The organism is Winogradskyella sp. (genome assembly GCF_965656915.1).
In the GTDB taxonomy this organism is placed as follows: Bacteria; Bacteroidota; Bacteroidia; order Flavobacteriales; family Flavobacteriaceae; genus Winogradskyella.
Genome location: NZ_CBFHMI010000050.1, coordinates 1 through 16256, shown reverse-complemented (window position 1 = coordinate 16256; position 16256 = coordinate 1). Strand labels below are relative to the sequence as shown.

Sequence of the window (16256 nt, the reverse complement as noted above, 5' to 3'; positions counted from 1 at the left end):
ATTTTGGCGTGATTCTCAGATCTTAATTAATCTCATTGCTGAGTTACCAGATGACAAATTAAATGAAGCTTTCATTGATGAAAAGTATGGTACGTTTCAGAGAAATGTAGATGGTATGATAGAACATTGCTATTACCACTTGGGGCAAATCTCATTAATAAAAAAACTTCTGTTAAATATTTAATAATGTGAAACTTTGACCTAAAAATTAATAGTACTTTTAAAATAAAACACATGAAAAAGCTCTTATTACTCTTTGCTTTTGCTTCGATATCATGCATTGCAACTTCACAGACCATTATTGAACTGAAAACAGAACAAAGCATGTGTATTACAGGTAAAGGACCTGGACAAGATGGAGCGATTAATCCATATATTAACAAGGACTCCTTTGCAATTGTAGAGAACTTAGGTCAAAATGAGGTTCAAGTTAGGATTCAGCAAAATGGAGAAATTATTAAGCAGATAGTTGTTAAACCAAAAGTTACAATTAATGTAACTTTTCTAAAAGGGTATGAACTCTATTTTGACAGTGAATTACCAACTAAAGTGAAAATAAATTTCAAAGAAAAATTAGAATAATCAAGTTAACTACTCTTGTTTTGCATAAATACTTGGTAGACTTATTTTAAAAATAACAGCTAATAGTCGTATAGTTATAACAACACTTAGGGAAATTACAAATATAAGGTTCTGATCGTTGATAAATTCGCGCAGAATAAAATAGATTATACCACCAACAATACAAGCAGTGGCGTAGACTTCTTTTCTGAATATTACTGGTATTTCGTTACATAATATATCACGTATTACGCCACCAAAACAAGCTGACATAGTCCCTAAGGAAATACATATTAAAGGATGCAGGTCTACATTTAGACCTTTTTCTATTCCAATGACCGTATACAAACCAATACCAATGGTATCAAACAAAAATAGAGAACGTCTAAGATGTTTTAATTTTTCTCTAAAAATGACGGTAATTGTCGCTGCACCAGCAATAACATAAATAAAGGTCATATCTGTCATCCAGAATACTGGCGTAGATCCAATAAGTAGGTCTCTTAAGGTTCCACCACCAACAGCAGTTACGAAGGCAATTATAAATACACCAAACGGATCCATATGCTTATTCATTGCCACTAATACTCCAGAAATAGCAAAGGCGATGGTACCTAAAATGTCAATAGTTTGTATAAACATTACATGTTTTGAGTGTAGAAGTTATAATCTTTAAGAATAGTGTCGATAAACTGAACGTCGTATTGATTGGTTTCAATACCTAAAGTATCACAAATCTTATTTTTTAATAAGGTCAATGTCTTAAAGTCGTTGTTCTTTTTTGAAATGTTATAAGCTTCTTTAATAATACGCACATCTTTATCGCTAAGCTGAGTAACATTACTATATACTGGTTGGTAGTCTTCACTGATATCTTCAAGAATAGTACTAGAAATTTTATGTTTCTTTTTTACACTAATTACCACAGTTCCGGCAGCTGCATCACCTAAGCGTTGCTTTTTATCAGACAGAAGAATAGTTAATATGCCTATTGACGGAGAAAATATCCAGATATCTACAATTCTAAGCATCCATCGTACAAAAAAATTATACCATTCGGTTGGTGAGCCATCTATACGAACTACTTTAATTTTCATAATCATTTTTCCTATGGTTTGTCCACCAAAAATGATATGACAAAGTACAGAATAGAAAAAGGCAGGGAGAATGAACAAACCAAGAAAACCACGTTGTGTCCAGCCATCTGCATCAAATATCTCAGATAAAGCCACAATATTTTCCATAATGGTGATATAAGTGATTAAAATTATACCATCAATTAAAAAAGCAACAAAGCGTTCTCCTAATCCGATTAACTTGTAATCGAGGTTTACATTTTGTGCTGTGTTAATTGCTAATTTGCCCATTGCAGTGTATATTCGTTTTAAAATAAAAATTGTTTATGCGCGAAGCGTCCTTCGTGAAGCAAAATAAGGAAAAATGGATTGGTTTTGAAAACGCATTAGATAATAATGCCAAAATAAATCCTGACGACTTAGCTTCTTACTATATACAACTCACTAATGATTTATCTTATGCTCAGACCTATTATCCTGAGAGTAAGACTTTGTTGTATTTAAATTCGTTAGCATCACAAGCGCATCAAAAGATTTATGTGACCAAAAAAGAATCTAAAAATAAGATTGTTTCGTTTTGGCGCGATGAATTTCCTTTATTCTTCAGACAATATCATAAAACCCTTTTGTATTCATTTTTAATCTTTATGTCTGCAGTTATGATTGGTGTAGTTTCTACATTAAACGATGACTCTTTTATCAGATTAATTCTTGGTGATGGCTACGTAAATATGACTGTAGAAAATATTGAGAAAGGAGAACCTATGGCTGTTTACAAAAGTGGCAGTAGTACGGGTACATTTTTAGGCATAACAATAAACAATATTAGAGTTGCCATAATTGCATTCGCTTTAGGTGTATTCTTTAGTGTTGGTACTATCTATGTTTTATTTAGTAATGGTATTATGCTTGGTGCTTTTATTACCTTCTTTTATAACTATGGCATATTAGAAAAAACCTCAACAGTTTGGTTACATGGCACCATAGAGATCTCTGTAATTGTTATCGCTGGTTGTGCTGGTTTAGTTATGGGTAATAGTTTTTTATTTCCAAAAACATACTCCAGACGTGTGGCATTTATGAAAGGTGCTAAAGACGGATTAAAAATTGTCGTTAGCACGATTCCATTTTTTATAATAGCTGGTTTTATTGAAGGGTTTATTACAAGATATGGTGAACAAATGCCTTGGTTTATTGCGTATGGCATTATTTTTATTTCCTTGTTTATAATAGTATACTATTATATTGCTTACCCTATACTATTGCACAAAGCGAGTCTCACAGAATCGCAAGAAGCGGCAACCATTTATTATCCAAATCCCAAATAACGTGAACGAAAACTATATTGAACTAAGAACAAGAAGTACGTTCGGTGATATTATTAATACTTACTTCTTATTCCTTAAACATAATTTTAGATCCTACACAAGTTTATATCTGAGATATAATGCACTTAGTATTATTCTTACCCTTATTTGTTCTTATTTGTTGGTAACTGGTTTCATGGGCTTAGCTGGTAGAGATTTTAGATTCGGTATGGGTAACAACGTCGAAACCGAAAGCTATTTTATTGCAGGTGTAGTGATTTTACTTTTAATAGTTTTTGTCACCTCTTTAATTAATTATAGTTTTTCTAGTTCATATATAGCAGAGTACGTTAACAATAATGGTAAAATTGAATCTAAAAATATTTGGAGGAGTATTCTTAATAATCTTGGTACTATAATTATATTTATATTAATTGGTGCTCTAATGTATGGCGTTTACTTAGCCATTTCAGTAATGGTTTCATTTATTCCTCTCTTAGGAATGATTGTACAATACGGCATGAGCTTTACCATGTCTGCCATTTTTGGGTTAACATTTATGTCTATTTTTTCTACTAAAAAAGGATTTGGCGAAGCCATTTCTGAAGGTTTTGATTTTACATTTTTTAAATTTTGGCGCGTTGTTCTATTTGGATTAGTCATAGGAATTCTAAACCTTATGATTTCTGCATTGATTGTGTCTATACCTAGTGTTATTATTGGCATATATGTCTATTTCTCAGTGGATAGTAATATTGATATTACCACCAGTACATTTTCAACTCTGGTTTTTACATTCGGGTTTGCTGCATTTTTATTGTCATTTATTTATACCCAAGCACTATCACAATTAGCATATGGTATCTTATATTACAATCTCAACGAGGTTAAATATAATATCTTTCTTCAAAAGAAAATAGATCAAATTGGTGTTAATGACTAAAGTGACTTATAAACATATAAGTGCACTTTTTGCTGCATCATTTAGCAACTTCATAATGTGGTCGCAAGATGCTGTAATAAGAAGAGATTCTTCTAATCTAGATGTAACCTACTTTAAAGATAATTTTAAAGAGAACTATTCTGGTGACGATTTTAATTATTCGATAAATGATACTGGCGGTGTTAATCTCATGCAAAGAATTTTAAGAAAATTCTTTAATTGGATGAGTGATCTGTTTGGTTTCGATGTGGACTTTATAGACTATAAAACCCTAGAATATATTGTCTATGGTCTTCTAGGTCTTATTGTACTCTATTTGCTTATTAAGTTCTTGCTAGAAAACCCTGTAAGTTCTGTATTTAAAACTGAAGATAAGGAGATTGAAGGATTTACTTATGTAGAAGAAAATATTGAGCAAGTAGATTTCGATAAACTCATAAATACATCTTTAAAAGACAACAATTACAGACTGGCAACACGATATATGTACTTAAAGTCTTTAAAAGTACTTGCTAACAAAAAAATGATTGAGTGGCATTATGATAAAACAAATACCGACTATCTTAATGAGATTAAAGACAGTAAGCTAAAGACATTATTTAAGCGAATCTCTTATATCTACGATTATGTATGGTATGGAGAATTCCCTATAGACGAAAATAGTTTTAATAAAAATAAAGTTGATTTTAATCAACTTATAAAAACATCTAAGCATGGATAAGCGTTCTAAAATAGCGCTCTATATAATTGGTGCTGTGATTGTTTTTATGATGATTGCAGAAGTCACCAAACCAAAGGCTCTAAATTGGAGAGACTCATTCTCTGCTGCCGATAAAATACCTTTAGGATGTTACGTGCTTTATAATGAGCTAGAAACCTTCTCAGAAGGAGATGTACTAGTGTCAGAACAATCCATTTACGAATATCTTAAAAAGGTTGATACAGATAAAACAAAAACCTTGATCTTTATCAATAACCGTATTTATTTTGATGATGAAGAATCAGATGCACTATTAGAATTTGTTGAAAATGGAAACTCTGTATTTATTAGTAGTACTTACTTCTATGGAAATGCCTTAGATTCACTTAACGTTAATATGGAGCGACAATATGCCAATCTATTTAGAAAAGAAGCTGAAAATAAATTTGTAAGTCCGAGTTTACAATCCAATAATCGCATTTTTGAGGATGTCATTGAAAATAGTCATTTTACATCACTTGATACACTAAACACTACTGTTCTTGGAACTATTACGACAACTAGAGAAAATGATAGTGAAGAAACCCATCCAAACTTTATAAAGGTAGATGTTGGTGATAATAACGGTCAATTTATTTTACATTCTAATCCGTTTGCTTTTACCAATTATCATCTTTTAGACGACAAAGAAGATTATGCTGCAACTGTATTGTCTTATCTTCCAAAACAACAGATTATCTGGGACAACAATTACAAAAGCGGCAGAAAAGTAATAACGAGTCCATTGCGCTATATTTTACAAAACACAGCTCTAAAATGGGCGTTTTACATTAGTATGTTTGGGTTAATTCTATTTGTAATTTTCAGAGGAAAACGGACACAACGCATAATTCCTGTTATAGATAAATTAGAAAATGCTACGGTAGATTTTACAAGAACCATTGGAGAACTCTATTATCAACATGGAGATTACACCAATATCATTGAAAAGAAAGTTCAATACTTTTTAGAATTTATTAGAACCAATTATTATTTAGACACTAATCAGTTAAGCGCTGGTTTTATTGAAAAGTTGGCTATAAAATCTACAAATACTAAAGAAGATACTAAAGCTCTAATAGACTACATTGTTTTTTTAAAATCGAAGACAAATCATACAGAGCAAGAGCTCATAGAATTGAATAAAAAAATAGAACACTTTACAAAACACAAATTATAATGGAAGATCAAAATATCCCATCATCAGATAATTTAGATGAAACAAATCCTATTGAAGAGCATACGCCTAGTGAGGTTTCAGAAAATACTACTGAAGATTTTCAAAATAGAATTGACCTAAAGCCACTTCAGGATAGTGTAGAACAAATAAAGCAAGAGATTGCTAAATTTATTGTTGGGCAAAATGAAATGATTGAGCTATTAATTATTTCAATCTTAACAAATGGGCATTCTTTAATAGAAGGTGTGCCAGGTGTTGCAAAAACGGTAACCGCTAAACTATTAGCTAAAACTATGGATGTAGATTTTAGTCGTATTCAATTCACACCAGATCTTATGCCTAGTGATATTTTAGGTACTTCTATTTTTAATGTAAAGACCAATGAGTTTGAATACAAAAAAGGACCTGTGTTTTCTAATATTATATTAATTGATGAGATTAACAGAGCACCAGCAAAAACTCAGGCCGCATTGTTTGAAGTTATGGCAGAACGACAAATTACAATGGATGGTGACCGTTACGACATGGAACTACCATTTTTAGTTTTTGCAACTCAAAATCCTATAGAACAAGAAGGCACGTATCGTTTACCTGAAGCACAACTAGACCGTTTCTTGTTTAAAATAGAGGTAGATTATCCGTCACTTGCAGATGAAGTTCAAATATTAGTAGATAATCATAGCAGACAGGATAATATGGACTTTGATACCATAACGTCTGTTCTTTCTGCCGAAGCAATTAAAAACTACCAAGGTTTAATAAAACAGATTATTGTTGAAGATCACCTTTTAAACTACATAGCGAATATCATTCACAATACGCGTACTAATGCCAATTTATATTTAGGAGCATCACCGAGAGCATCTATTGCTATCTTAAACGCTGCAAAAGCAAATGCAGCCATAAACGGTAGAGATTTTGTAACACCAGAGGATATTAAACGCTGTACTAAAGCAGTATTAAAGCACAGATTGGTATTAACACCTGAGCGAGAAATGGAAGCATTTACCGTAGATAAAGTTGTAGATCAGATACTTGAAACCATTGAGATTCCAAGATAGTGAAGCGTTTTTTTAAACATACCTATTTAACCTTTCGGTTTTTTATCGCAGCCATGGTATTTGTAGCACTATTTATAGTCGCTTATGTTTATCCAGGGCTCCTAGGTATTGTTACTATTCTATTTTTTGTCGCAACAGGACTTGTCCTTGTTGATCTAGTACTTTTATACAAGCAAAAAGGTATTTCTGCCACACGACTATTACCAGAAAAATTGAGTAATGGAGATGACAATCCCATTAATTTAACACTAACCAATAGTTATAATTTCACAACAGATTTAATACTTATTGACGAGCTTCCGTTTCAATATCAAAAGCGTGATTTTGAAATAGATACTCAATTAAAACAACATGAAGAGAAGAAAATTACCTATACGTTAAGGCCATTAGAGCGTGGTGAATATTATTTTGGGAATTTGAATATATACGTCAATTCACCGATTGGATTAGTCACCAGACGTTTTCAGTTTGCAAAAGATGCCATGGTACCTAATTATCCATCCTTTTTACAATTGCGCAAATACATGTTGTTAGCCTTTTCTAACAAATTGTTTGAATATGGCTTAAAGAAAATTAGACGCATTGGTCATACCATGGAATTTGAGCAAATTAAAGATTATGTCACTGGTGATGATATCAGAAACATAAACTGGAAAGCCACAGCAAAACGCAACCAGCTTATGGTCAATCAGTTTCAGGATGAACGTTCACAACCTATTTATAGTGTTATTGACAAAGGTAGAGCTATGAAAATGCCTTTTGAAGGTTTGAGCCTTTTAGATTATGCTATAAACGCCGCTTTAGTCATTAGTAACGTGGCTTTAAAAAAGCAGGATAAGGCAGGCATGTTTACATTTTCGCGAAAGATTAAAAATAAAGTAGTTGCAGAACGAAGACCTTCTCAAATGAATAAAATTCTGGAGACCCTGTACAATGTAAATACAGATTTTTCAGAATCAGATTTTTCTCGCTTATATATAGATGTTAAACGCAACCTGACACAACGTAGCTTACTTCTACTCTACACCAATTTTGAAACTTTAGATGCTCTTCATCGCCAATTACCATATTTGCAGGCTATTGCAAAGAATCATTTGTTAGTAGTGATCTTTTTTGAAAACACAGAACTTAATAAACTCACAAATATTGAAGCGTCAAACACGTTTGATATATTTCAGAAAACCATTGCAGAGAAGTTTATGTATGAGAAGAAGCTGATTGTAAATGAACTTCAAAAACATGGAATACAATCCATTTTAACAGCTCCAGAGCATTTAACTATAAACACAATTAATAAATACTTAGAAATAAAAGCAAGAGGTCTAATCTAAGTATATTACGTTATCTTTAGTATTAATTACAATTCATCCTTATTAATTTACAATTGGGTAAATACAATTATATGAAATGAAAAGTTTGTTGGATATTTGAATCATCAATCAATAACAAACCATTAAAACATCTAAATCATGAAAAATTTATTTTTAACATTAGCTCTTGTTTTAACCACTGCATTTAGCTTCGGACAAGACAAAGGAATTACAATTACAGTTACAATTGATAACGTAAAAAACGATAACGGTAAAGTTATTTTATCTTTACATACCTCTGAAACCTTTATGAAAGGTGGTGGGATATTAAACGTAGAATCTGAAATTAAGGATGGAGAAATTGAGGTTACATTTGAAAATGTTTTGCCTGGCGAATATGCAATTATGGCATTACATGATGAAAACGGTAATGAAAGAATGGACTTAAGAGAAAATGGAATGCCATTAGAATCTTACGGCATGTCTAACAACGTGATGTCATTTGGCCCACCTCAATATGAGGATGCAAAATTTAAAGTTGAAAGCGAAGACTTAGAAATTAATATTCGATTCTAATAATAAATCATCAATCAATTACAATTAATCATTGAAACCAGAAATTCACGTAAGAATTTCTGGTTTTTAATTATTAAACAGTCTCTCCTAACCAAGCTTTCATCATCCAAACCGTTTTTTCCTGTTCGGTAATAAAATCGCTCATCATAGCATTAGTACCTTCATCATCAACTTCATCTGACGTGATCAAAATCTGACGTTCAATTTTCAAAAGCTCTGATAGTGAATCTACAATAAGTCTTACGGCATTCTCATCTTTTGATATATTTTGACCTACTGGGACTTTTGCTGCTTTATTGTAATCATCAAACGTGTGCAATGGTGTTTCACCTAAAGTTAATATACGCTCAGCAACCTCATCTACTTTTAGATTAGCATCAGTATATAATTCTTCAAACTTCGTATGTAAATCAAAAAATGCTTTTCCTTTAATGTTCCAATGAATTCCTCTTAAATTCTGATAATAAATTTGGAAATTAGCTAATAATTGATTTAAATCATTTGCGAGTTCTTGCGTCTTGTTCTTGTCTAATCCTATACTATTAAGTGTCATAATTATTTCTTTTGTTTTCACAAATTTAGTTTACAATTACCCTAATTTTACGATAGTTTTTATGAATAGTTTTAATACTTTTATAGCCTAAATGAATACTTATGACAATCACTCAATTAAAATATGCACTTGCAATAGCCGAACATAAGAATTTCACCAAAGCCGCAGAAAAGTGCTTTGTAACTCAGCCAACGCTAAGTACACAAATACAGAAGTTAGAAGACGAGCTAGACATCACTATATTCGATCGAGGTAAAAAACCTATTGAACTTACTGAAGTAGGTCGTAAAATCGTTATTCAGGCACGCAATATTGTAAACGAAGCAGATCGTATTCAAGATATTGTAGATCAGCAAAAAGGATTTATTGGAGGTGAATTTAGATTAGGTATTATCCCAACAATAATGCCTACGCTTCTCCCAATGTTCCTAAAAAACTTCATTAAAAAATACCCTAAGATTAAACTAAAAATTGAAGAACATACCACAGAAGAAATCCTAGCCCTTATTAATGATGGACATTTAGATGCTGCAATCGCTGCAACACCTTTAGAAAGTGACACCATTAAAGAACGCGTTTTATATTACGAGCCTTTCGTTGCTTATGTGCCAAATAATCATAGACTAAGAGATAAAAAAACTTTAGAAGTGGCAGATTTGGATATAGATGATATGCTCTTACTAGAAGATGGACATTGCTTTAGGGATGGTGTTATAAATCTATGCAAAACATTTAAAGTTCAAATTGATGAAAAATTTCAATTAGAAAGTGGAAGTATAGAGACTTTAATTAAACTATCAGATGAAGGCTTAGGAATGACACTGCTGCCTTATTTACACACCTTAGATATTCAGGATAAATTAAGTTCTAATCTTGTACACTTTAAAGAACCTTCACCAGCGAGAGAGGTGAGTATAATATATCATAAGAGTGAACTTAAAATGCAAATTATTGATGCTATGCACGATGTAATATCAGGTATAATACGTGGTGCTATAGCATTTCAGAATGTAGAAATTGTTAGCCCTGTTGCTAAATAAAAAAAGCGACTCGTAAGTCGCTTTTTTCTATACTTTTAAATAAATTAAACATTGATTCAATTCTGGGTTTTGACTGATTAGGGACTGAATAAAAATTCGTAATTCCTCTAGTTCGTGAGGCAGTAACCTTTTTACTGCTTTTTGCACTTCCTTACAGAATAATGTCGCATCAAAACTAACTTTGCGAAGTACAGTCTTAGTGTACTCATACATTGCTCTCGCCATAGTTCATTTTAAGTTTTTAAGATTAACGAAAACGTAGATTTTTTTATAAGCTGTTTTTTTTAATTAATTCCTAAGATAGAAAAAAAATTATTTAATCTTTAAAAATGCATAAAGTTTAACAGCTTGTTATGTTAAATTAAAACCTATTATCGCCATCTAATAAATCGCCTAATCCGCCTAAAATACTACCTTCTCCTTTTGAGTTACCACCAGATCTTGGAGCCGATGCTAATACACGACCTGCCAATCTACTAAATGGCAAAGATTGAATATAAACTTTTCCTGGTCCTTGTAATCTCGCAAAGAATAAACCTTCGCCACCAAATATAGAGTTCTTGATGCCACCCACAAATTCTATATCATAATCTACGCCTTGCGTAAAACCAACAAGACAACCTGTATCTACCCTTAAGGTTTCCCCGGCTCGCAACGTTTTTTCTGCCATAGTACCACCTGCATGGACAAAGGCCATACCATCACCTTCTAATTTTTGCATAATGAAGCCCTCACCTCCGAATAAACCTCTTCCAAGCTTTTTAGAAAATTCAATACCAACACTAACACCTTTAGCAGCACATAGAAACGCATCTTTCTGGCAGATAAATTTTCCTCTAAATTCATTTAAATCTATAGGAATAATTTTACCAGGATAAGGAGAGGCAAAAGAAACATTACGCTTTCCTGTTAGATCATTATAGAAAGCAGTCATAAATAAGCTCTCACCTGTTAGTATGCGTTTTCCCGCTCCAAGAATTTTACCTAAAAACCCTTTATCTTTTTTAGAGCCGTCACCAAAAATAGTATCCATTTTAACACCATCGTCCATCATCATAAAACTTCCCGATTCTGCTATTACAGCTTCTTGCGGATCTAATTCTATTTCAACATATTGCATTTCTTCTCCGAAAATGCGATAATCTATTTCATGAGAATTTCTCTCTGTAAAGTCTGGTAATTTTTCCATGGCTAATTATTTAATGTTTTTGGTTTGATTTATTTATAAGTTGAGTGAACTAAAAATTTGTTACAAATTATATCTTCTAATTGAAAGATTGCGAAGTCATTTGTTCCTCAATATTCGAATTTATACTAAGATTTAACCTTCAATGTCCATTCAAAGTTAAATGAAGACACTTCTATTCCTTCTGCATTTATACCACAAGCATTTAACCAAACTGTTTGACCTTCACCTGTATCAATTGCTTTAGAGATGGTATCATCTATTTTATGTCCTTCTTTACAAGTAAAGGTAATTCTACCAGTGGCTTTCTTTGTAAATGAAGCATTATTATTAGCAACCAACATTGATATGTTTTTTCCACTTTCTTTAATCTTTTTCATGACTAAAGCTCCAGTAGTTAATTCTGCAGCCATGCCTTGTACTGCCCAAAACATAGACTTAAATGGATTTTGATTTATCCATCGATGCTTAACTGATACTACACAAGTTGTATTGGTTAATTGTTTAGTCCTAACACCTGTAAAATAAGCGGCAGGCAGCTTAAACATTAAGAATGTATTGAGTTTAGAAGGTGAAATATTCATGTAAATATCTTAATTAATTCACTAAAGTAATTGAAATTATTAAGCCTTACTAATGTTAATAATATGTTAATTTTTAGTACTATGCATAACATAATTCCTTTTAAAAGATATATATTTGTATAAGCAACTATTATATACTTTTATAAATGTTAGATAATCATCAAAAAAATATAGCAACTTTTATACATCTGTCTACTTTTTCCAGGTTCATCATTCCGTTTGGAAATTTTATTGGTCCTATAATTTTATGGGCAGCAAATAAAGAGAAATCAGATTTTATAGATCAACATGGCAAACAGGCGATTAATTTTCAAATTAGTATTCTACTATATGCCATTATTATAGGAACGATAAGTGTACCGTTTTTTATTTTCAAATTATTTAATAGTATGGATATCATTGATTTTCGTGGATTTCATGATTTTCACATAAACGTAGGTGAACCTTCACCACTACTCTATATAGGCGGAGGACTTGGAGCAATTGCAATTATAGGATTTATTATAGAATTAGCATTAATAGTAAGAGCTAGTTTATCTGCTAGAGATGGTAACATATATAAATATCCATTAACTATCAATTTTTTAAAATAACATATTCATCAATAATCAATCAAAAAATGAACAGTTTAATAATATTTAAGACACTATTAATATGACACGAGCGCTAAACATATTATCAATTAATTACATAAGTTTCTTGCGCGAACTGCATGTGACTTTAACAAAAAATAGAAAACACACATGAAAATAGAAAACACAAAAGCACAAATGCGTAAAGGTGTTCTGGAGTATTGTATCTTATCCATCTTAAAAGATGAAGATGCCTATGTCGCAGAGATTCTGAGCACATTAAAAGACGCAAAAATGCTTGTTGTAGAAGGAACCATATATCCACTATTAACAAGATTGAAAAATGCTGGGCTACTCAATTATCGTTGGGAAGAATCCACATCAGGACCACCAAGAAAATATTATGGTCTTACAGAAACCGGAAAACTGTTTCTGAACGAATTAAACTCCACTTGGAGTGACTTACAAAATGCAGTAAACCTAGTAACAAGTACAAAAACAACAAAGAAATGAATAAAACAGTCAATATAAATTTAGCAGGTGTATTCTTTCACATAGACGAAGATGCATATCTTAAATTACAACGCTATCTTGAGGCTATAAAACGTTCATTTACAGACTCTCAAGGACGATCAGAAATAATTGCAGATATAGAAGCACGTATTGCAGAATTGTTTGCAGAACGCATACAAAATGAAAAACAAGTCGTGGGCATTAAACTAGTCGATGAGGTTATTACCATTATGGGACAACCAGAGGACTATTTAGTGGATGATGAAATTTTTGAAGATGAACCGCAACCAAAACAGAGACAAAGCTCAAGACCAATTAAAAAACTATTTAGAGATACTGATAACTCTTATATCGGTGGAGTTTCTGCAGGATTAAGTCATTATTTAGGCATAGATGTTCTATGGGTAAGGTTATTATGGATTTTATTAGCCATAGGTTCTGGTGGAACTTTTATATTCATCTACCTTATATTTTGGGCTTTAGTACCCGAAGCACAAACTACGGCTGAAAAACTAACTATGACTGGTGATCCTGTGAACATTAGTAACATTGAAAAAAAAATTAAAGATGGTATTGAAACCGTTTCAGATAAGGTAAAAAATGTCGATTTAAAAAAGCAAGGTGATAAACTAAAGGAGGGTTTTGATAACGTCTCAGACAACATTTCAGAGACGGTAAAAAACGTTGATTTTCAGAAGCAAGGCAATAAACTTAAATCGAGTTCGCAAAACTTTTTTGACACATTAGGCACTATCATAATGTTCTTTTTAAAAGTCATTGCAAAATTTATAGGTCTTATTTTAATAATCGTGGGTATTAGTGCGCTTATAGCTTTAATTGTTGCATTTTTTACGGTTGGTGTAACCGATGCTGTACATTTTCCGCCTATGAATTTTATTGATGCGGCCAATGCAGCAAATATTCCTATCTGGTTAATGTCTTTACTATTGTTTTTTGCCATTGGTATACCATTTTTCTTTGTCTTTTATTTAGGCTTAAAAATTCTGGTAAATAACTTAAAGTCTATTGGTAACGTTGCTAAATTTACATTATTAGGATTATGGGTTATGGCAATTATAGGTCTAATTGTAACTGGTATAAAACAAGCTACAGAACACGCCTTCGATGCAAAATATACTGCTAAAGAGCAACTTAATATTACCTCTAATGATACGCTAAAAATAACAATGACTGGAAACAATGGGTATTCCGACTATTATTACAGACGCGGTAATAATTTTAATTTAATTGAGGATGATAATGGGCGAAGTATAAAGTCATCGGATATAAGATTAGTTGTTAGATCTACTAAAGATTCATTAGCTTCATTGGTTATTGAAAAAGAGGCAACAGGCAGTAGTTATGATGTTGCAAGAACCAGAGCCGAAAACATAAATTACAACTATGCCTTAGTTAATGGTGAATTACAACTTAATTCATTTCTAACAACTAGTATAGATAATAAATTTAGTGAACAAGAAGTACTGGTAATTCTTTATTTACCAGAAGGTACAACACTCTATGCAGATGATAATACCTATAGTTTTCATAGAAACTCCAGTTATTACAATGATATACTAGATAATGGTATGGAAGAACATTATTTAAAAATTGTAGAGAATGATACCGTATGTCTTGATTGTGAAATTGAAGTAGAAGAAGATGGAGATGTCGAAGAAGAATTGATCGAAGCATCTAATGAAATTATTGAAACCATAACAACTAAAAAATCGTCAGATGAAGAAAAGCCAGAAGTGAGCATTCAAATCAATGATGAAGATGGTGTTAATATAGAAGTCAATGACAATTGAAGTACTAAATATAACAGTTCAGTAATATTAAATTTTAATCAATTCAAAAGCTACAGATATTTGTAGTGTATTTATCAATCAAAAAATGAACCAATCAATCAAATCACTTTTGCTATGCAGTATCGGGATCTTAATTTCTGGTATTGCAACGGCACAGGTGGACAAAACGTCCGAACTTTTTAAAACACTTAAGGCAAAAGACAGTATACTTTTTAAAATAGGATTTAATAAGTGTAAAGTAGAACAAAGTGCAGCATTAATGTTTGACGATTTAGAATTTTATCATGACAGCTCCGGGTTTTCAAATTCTAAGAAAGAATTTATTGAAGCTATGAAAAGTGGTATTTGCAAAGAAGATAATCCTGAGAAGGTATACAGATTCCTTGTAGAAGAAAGCCTAGAAGTATTTCCAATGTTCGACAACGGCGAATTATATGGAGCATTACAAAATGGTAAGCATTTCTTTTCAACAGATAAGTCAATGACTTATGAGAACAGTGACAATTATGCATTATTCTCTCATCTGTGGATTATTGAAGATAACGAATGGAAGTTAAAACGTGTTATTAGCTATAACCATGTTTCAAAAGAATAAACACTATAATCAAACATCAATCAAAAAATTAAATCAATTAAAAAATCATTAATCATTAGTACATTAGTAAGAATAGTAATAACAAGTATCATCGGAATACTGATGATGTCCTGTAACTTTTCGATGAATTTAGGGGAAGGCATAAACGGAAATGGTAATGTCACAACCGAAAATCGAAATTTATCTAACAATTTTGAATCCATCAAGGTAAGCCAAGGGCTAGAACTTTATATTACACAATCAAATGATGTGTCATTAAATATTGAAGCAGATGATAATCTGCACGAACTTATAATCACAGAAGTAGAAAATAATACACTAAATATCTACACCACTAAGAATATTCGAAGAGCATCTTCTAGAAAAATAAACCTTAGTATAGAAGATGTTTCTGCCATAAAAGCAACTAGTGGCAGCGATGTGTTTTCAACTAATACAATTGAAGCTGATGAATTAGAATTAAATTGTACGAGTGGTGCCGATATAAAATTAGATGTTAAGACAGAGTCATTAAATTGTCACTCAACAAGTGGTAGTGATATTAGACTTAGTGGTACTACAAAATTACTAATCGCTGAAGCTACAAGTGGTAGTGATATTGAAGCATCTCAGTTGAGAGCTCAAACTTCTAAGGTTAAAGCTACAAGTG

20 protein-coding genes and 1 pseudogene are annotated in these 16256 nt (G+C 31.8%); 15 read left to right on the top strand and 6 right to left on the bottom strand.

Translation table 11 applies throughout. From position 1 onward, the window contains the following. Both ACTG3Y_RS10985 and ACTG3Y_RS10980 read left to right on the top strand, forming a co-directional pair. A pseudogene (locus ACTG3Y_RS10985) lies at positions 1-184 on the top strand (DUF1572 domain-containing protein); the annotation flags it as partial. A gap of 50 nt (positions 185-234) precedes the next feature. Then, on the top strand, positions 235-582 hold the full coding sequence (locus ACTG3Y_RS10980; protein WP_439152971.1) for a hypothetical protein: 348 nt from the start codon (positions 235-237) through the stop codon (positions 580-582). A 9-nt stretch (positions 583-591) separates the two neighbouring features. Here the strand turns inward: ACTG3Y_RS10980 and ACTG3Y_RS10975 are convergent, their stop codons facing one another. Continuing rightward, positions 592-1203 carry a trimeric intracellular cation channel family protein gene (locus ACTG3Y_RS10975; protein ID WP_439152970.1) on the bottom strand — a complete coding sequence of 204 codons (612 nt, stop codon included), beginning with the start codon at positions 1201-1203 and terminating at the stop codon, positions 592-594. Then, complete coding sequence (locus tag ACTG3Y_RS10970; RefSeq protein WP_439152969.1) at positions 1203-1928, bottom strand: RDD family protein; 726 nt, start codon at positions 1926-1928, stop codon at positions 1203-1205. Before ACTG3Y_RS10970 ends, ACTG3Y_RS10975 begins: the two co-directional genes overlap by 1 nt. A gap of 35 nt (positions 1929-1963) precedes the next feature. On the opposite strand from ACTG3Y_RS10970, the gene ACTG3Y_RS10965 reads away from it, so the two are divergent. The 7 genes from ACTG3Y_RS10965 (at position 1964) to ACTG3Y_RS10935 (ending at position 8753) form a co-directional block, all read left to right on the top strand. Beyond that, positions 1964-2965 (top strand): stage II sporulation protein M, encoded by a 1002-nt coding sequence (locus ACTG3Y_RS10965; RefSeq protein WP_439152968.1) that lies wholly within the window; start codon positions 1964-1966, stop codon positions 2963-2965. A 1-nt stretch (position 2966) separates the two neighbouring features. Beyond that, a complete protein-coding gene (locus ACTG3Y_RS10960; protein ID WP_439152967.1) occupies positions 2967-3887 on the top strand; it encodes a hypothetical protein in 921 nt (306 codons plus the stop codon). Next, positions 3880-4608, top strand: a complete 729-nt coding sequence (locus tag ACTG3Y_RS10955) for a hypothetical protein (protein ID WP_439152966.1) — start codon at positions 3880-3882, stop codon at positions 4606-4608. Before ACTG3Y_RS10960 ends, ACTG3Y_RS10955 begins: the two co-directional genes overlap by 8 nt. After that, positions 4601-5806, top strand: coding sequence for a DUF4350 domain-containing protein (locus ACTG3Y_RS10950; RefSeq protein ID WP_439152965.1), 1206 nt, complete (start codon positions 4601-4603; stop codon positions 5804-5806). The genes ACTG3Y_RS10955 and ACTG3Y_RS10950 overlap by 8 nt, the downstream gene beginning before the upstream one ends. Beyond that, positions 5806-6867 carry an AAA family ATPase gene (locus tag ACTG3Y_RS10945; RefSeq protein ID WP_439152964.1) on the top strand — a complete coding sequence of 354 codons (1062 nt, stop codon included), beginning with the start codon at positions 5806-5808 and terminating at the stop codon, positions 6865-6867. Before ACTG3Y_RS10950 ends, ACTG3Y_RS10945 begins: the two co-directional genes overlap by 1 nt. After that, positions 6867-8198, top strand: coding sequence for a DUF58 domain-containing protein (locus ACTG3Y_RS10940; RefSeq protein ID WP_439152963.1), 1332 nt, complete (start codon positions 6867-6869; stop codon positions 8196-8198). The genes ACTG3Y_RS10945 and ACTG3Y_RS10940 overlap by 1 nt, the downstream gene beginning before the upstream one ends. A 138-nt stretch (positions 8199-8336) precedes the next feature. Continuing rightward, positions 8337-8753, top strand: coding sequence for a DUF2141 domain-containing protein (locus ACTG3Y_RS10935; RefSeq protein ID WP_439152962.1), 417 nt, complete (start codon positions 8337-8339; stop codon positions 8751-8753). Positions 8754-8826: 73 nt separating this feature from the next. On the opposite strand, the gene ACTG3Y_RS10930 is transcribed toward ACTG3Y_RS10935, so the two are convergent. Then, positions 8827-9306, bottom strand: a complete 480-nt coding sequence (locus ACTG3Y_RS10930; RefSeq protein WP_439152972.1) for a Dps family protein — start codon at positions 9304-9306, stop codon at positions 8827-8829. A 101-nt stretch (positions 9307-9407) separates the two neighbouring features. On the opposite strand from ACTG3Y_RS10930, the gene ACTG3Y_RS10925 reads away from it, so the two are divergent. Continuing rightward, positions 9408-10346 carry a LysR family transcriptional regulator gene (locus ACTG3Y_RS10925; protein ID WP_439152961.1) on the top strand — a complete coding sequence of 313 codons (939 nt, stop codon included), beginning with the start codon at positions 9408-9410 and terminating at the stop codon, positions 10344-10346. Between the two features lie 27 nt (positions 10347-10373). Here the strand turns inward: ACTG3Y_RS10925 and ACTG3Y_RS10920 are convergent, their stop codons facing one another. From ACTG3Y_RS10920 to ACTG3Y_RS10910, 3 genes are all read right to left on the bottom strand, one after another. Beyond that, the gene (locus ACTG3Y_RS10920) at positions 10374-10571 is read right to left on the bottom strand and encodes a hypothetical protein (protein WP_439152960.1); all 198 of its coding nucleotides are present in this window, start codon (positions 10569-10571) and stop codon (positions 10374-10376) included. A 136-nt stretch (positions 10572-10707) separates the two neighbouring features. Next, a complete protein-coding gene (locus tag ACTG3Y_RS10915) occupies positions 10708-11535 on the bottom strand; it encodes a TIGR00266 family protein (RefSeq protein WP_439152959.1) in 828 nt (275 codons plus the stop codon). A gap of 125 nt (positions 11536-11660) precedes the next feature. Next, positions 11661-12116 (bottom strand): DUF4442 domain-containing protein, encoded by a 456-nt coding sequence (locus tag ACTG3Y_RS10910; protein WP_439152958.1) that lies wholly within the window; start codon positions 12114-12116, stop codon positions 11661-11663. A 146-nt stretch (positions 12117-12262) separates the two neighbouring features. Between ACTG3Y_RS10910 and ACTG3Y_RS10905 the strand changes: the two genes are divergently transcribed. From ACTG3Y_RS10905 to ACTG3Y_RS10885, 5 genes are all read left to right on the top strand, one after another. Next, positions 12263-12709: a DUF4870 domain-containing protein gene (locus ACTG3Y_RS10905; protein ID WP_439152957.1), complete on the top strand. Its 447-nt coding sequence runs from the start codon at positions 12263-12265 to the stop codon at positions 12707-12709. A 150-nt stretch (positions 12710-12859) separates the two neighbouring features. Then, a complete protein-coding gene (locus tag ACTG3Y_RS10900; protein ID WP_439152956.1) occupies positions 12860-13201 on the top strand; it encodes a PadR family transcriptional regulator in 342 nt (113 codons plus the stop codon). After that, a complete protein-coding gene (locus ACTG3Y_RS10895; protein ID WP_439152955.1) occupies positions 13198-15012 on the top strand; it encodes a PspC domain-containing protein in 1815 nt (604 codons plus the stop codon). Before ACTG3Y_RS10900 ends, ACTG3Y_RS10895 begins: the two co-directional genes overlap by 4 nt. A gap of 85 nt (positions 15013-15097) precedes the next feature. Then, a complete protein-coding gene (locus ACTG3Y_RS10890) occupies positions 15098-15607 on the top strand; it encodes a nuclear transport factor 2 family protein (RefSeq protein WP_439152954.1) in 510 nt (169 codons plus the stop codon). Between the two features lie 123 nt (positions 15608-15730). Continuing rightward, positions 15731-16256, top strand: a 526-nt coding sequence (locus tag ACTG3Y_RS10885; RefSeq protein ID WP_439152953.1) for a head GIN domain-containing protein, incomplete at its 3' end; no start/stop codon positions are given.

What these genes read in the sequence shown, in the direction of transcription:
- ACTG3Y_RS10980 (WP_439152971.1), top strand. Translation starts at nt 235, where the DNA reads ATGAAAAAGCTCTTATTACTCTTTGCTTTTGCTTCGATATCATGCATT.
- ACTG3Y_RS10945 (WP_439152964.1), top strand. Translation starts at nt 5,806, where the DNA reads ATGGAAGATCAAAATATCCCATCATCAGATAATTTAGATGAAACAAAT.
- ACTG3Y_RS10910 (WP_439152958.1), bottom strand. Translation starts at nt 12,116, where the DNA reads ATGAATATTTCACCTTCTAAACTCAATACATTCTTAATGTTTAAGCTG.
- ACTG3Y_RS10975 (WP_439152970.1), bottom strand. Translation starts at nt 1,203, where the DNA reads ATGTTTATACAAACTATTGACATTTTAGGTACCATCGCCTTTGCTATT.
- ACTG3Y_RS10935 (WP_439152962.1), top strand. Translation starts at nt 8,337, where the DNA reads ATGAAAAATTTATTTTTAACATTAGCTCTTGTTTTAACCACTGCATTT.
- ACTG3Y_RS10895 (WP_439152955.1), top strand. Translation starts at nt 13,198, where the DNA reads ATGAATAAAACAGTCAATATAAATTTAGCAGGTGTATTCTTTCACATA.
- ACTG3Y_RS10930 (WP_439152972.1), bottom strand. Translation starts at nt 9,306, where the DNA reads ATGACACTTAATAGTATAGGATTAGACAAGAACAAGACGCAAGAACTC.
- ACTG3Y_RS10970 (WP_439152969.1), bottom strand. Translation starts at nt 1,928, where the DNA reads ATGGGCAAATTAGCAATTAACACAGCACAAAATGTAAACCTCGATTAC.
- ACTG3Y_RS10915 (WP_439152959.1), bottom strand. Translation starts at nt 11,535, where the DNA reads ATGGAAAAATTACCAGACTTTACAGAGAGAAATTCTCATGAAATAGAT.
- ACTG3Y_RS10890 (WP_439152954.1), top strand. Translation starts at nt 15,098, where the DNA reads ATGAACCAATCAATCAAATCACTTTTGCTATGCAGTATCGGGATCTTA.
- ACTG3Y_RS10905 (WP_439152957.1), top strand. Translation starts at nt 12,263, where the DNA reads ATGTTAGATAATCATCAAAAAAATATAGCAACTTTTATACATCTGTCT.
- ACTG3Y_RS10950 (WP_439152965.1), top strand. Translation starts at nt 4,601, where the DNA reads ATGGATAAGCGTTCTAAAATAGCGCTCTATATAATTGGTGCTGTGATT.
- ACTG3Y_RS10920 (WP_439152960.1), bottom strand. Translation starts at nt 10,571, where the DNA reads ATGGCGAGAGCAATGTATGAGTACACTAAGACTGTACTTCGCAAAGTT.
- ACTG3Y_RS10965 (WP_439152968.1), top strand. Translation starts at nt 1,964, where the DNA reads ATGCGCGAAGCGTCCTTCGTGAAGCAAAATAAGGAAAAATGGATTGGT.
- ACTG3Y_RS10900 (WP_439152956.1), top strand. Translation starts at nt 12,860, where the DNA reads ATGAAAATAGAAAACACAAAAGCACAAATGCGTAAAGGTGTTCTGGAG.
- ACTG3Y_RS10955 (WP_439152966.1), top strand. Translation starts at nt 3,880, where the DNA reads ATGACTAAAGTGACTTATAAACATATAAGTGCACTTTTTGCTGCATCA.
- ACTG3Y_RS10925 (WP_439152961.1), top strand. Translation starts at nt 9,408, where the DNA reads ATGACAATCACTCAATTAAAATATGCACTTGCAATAGCCGAACATAAG.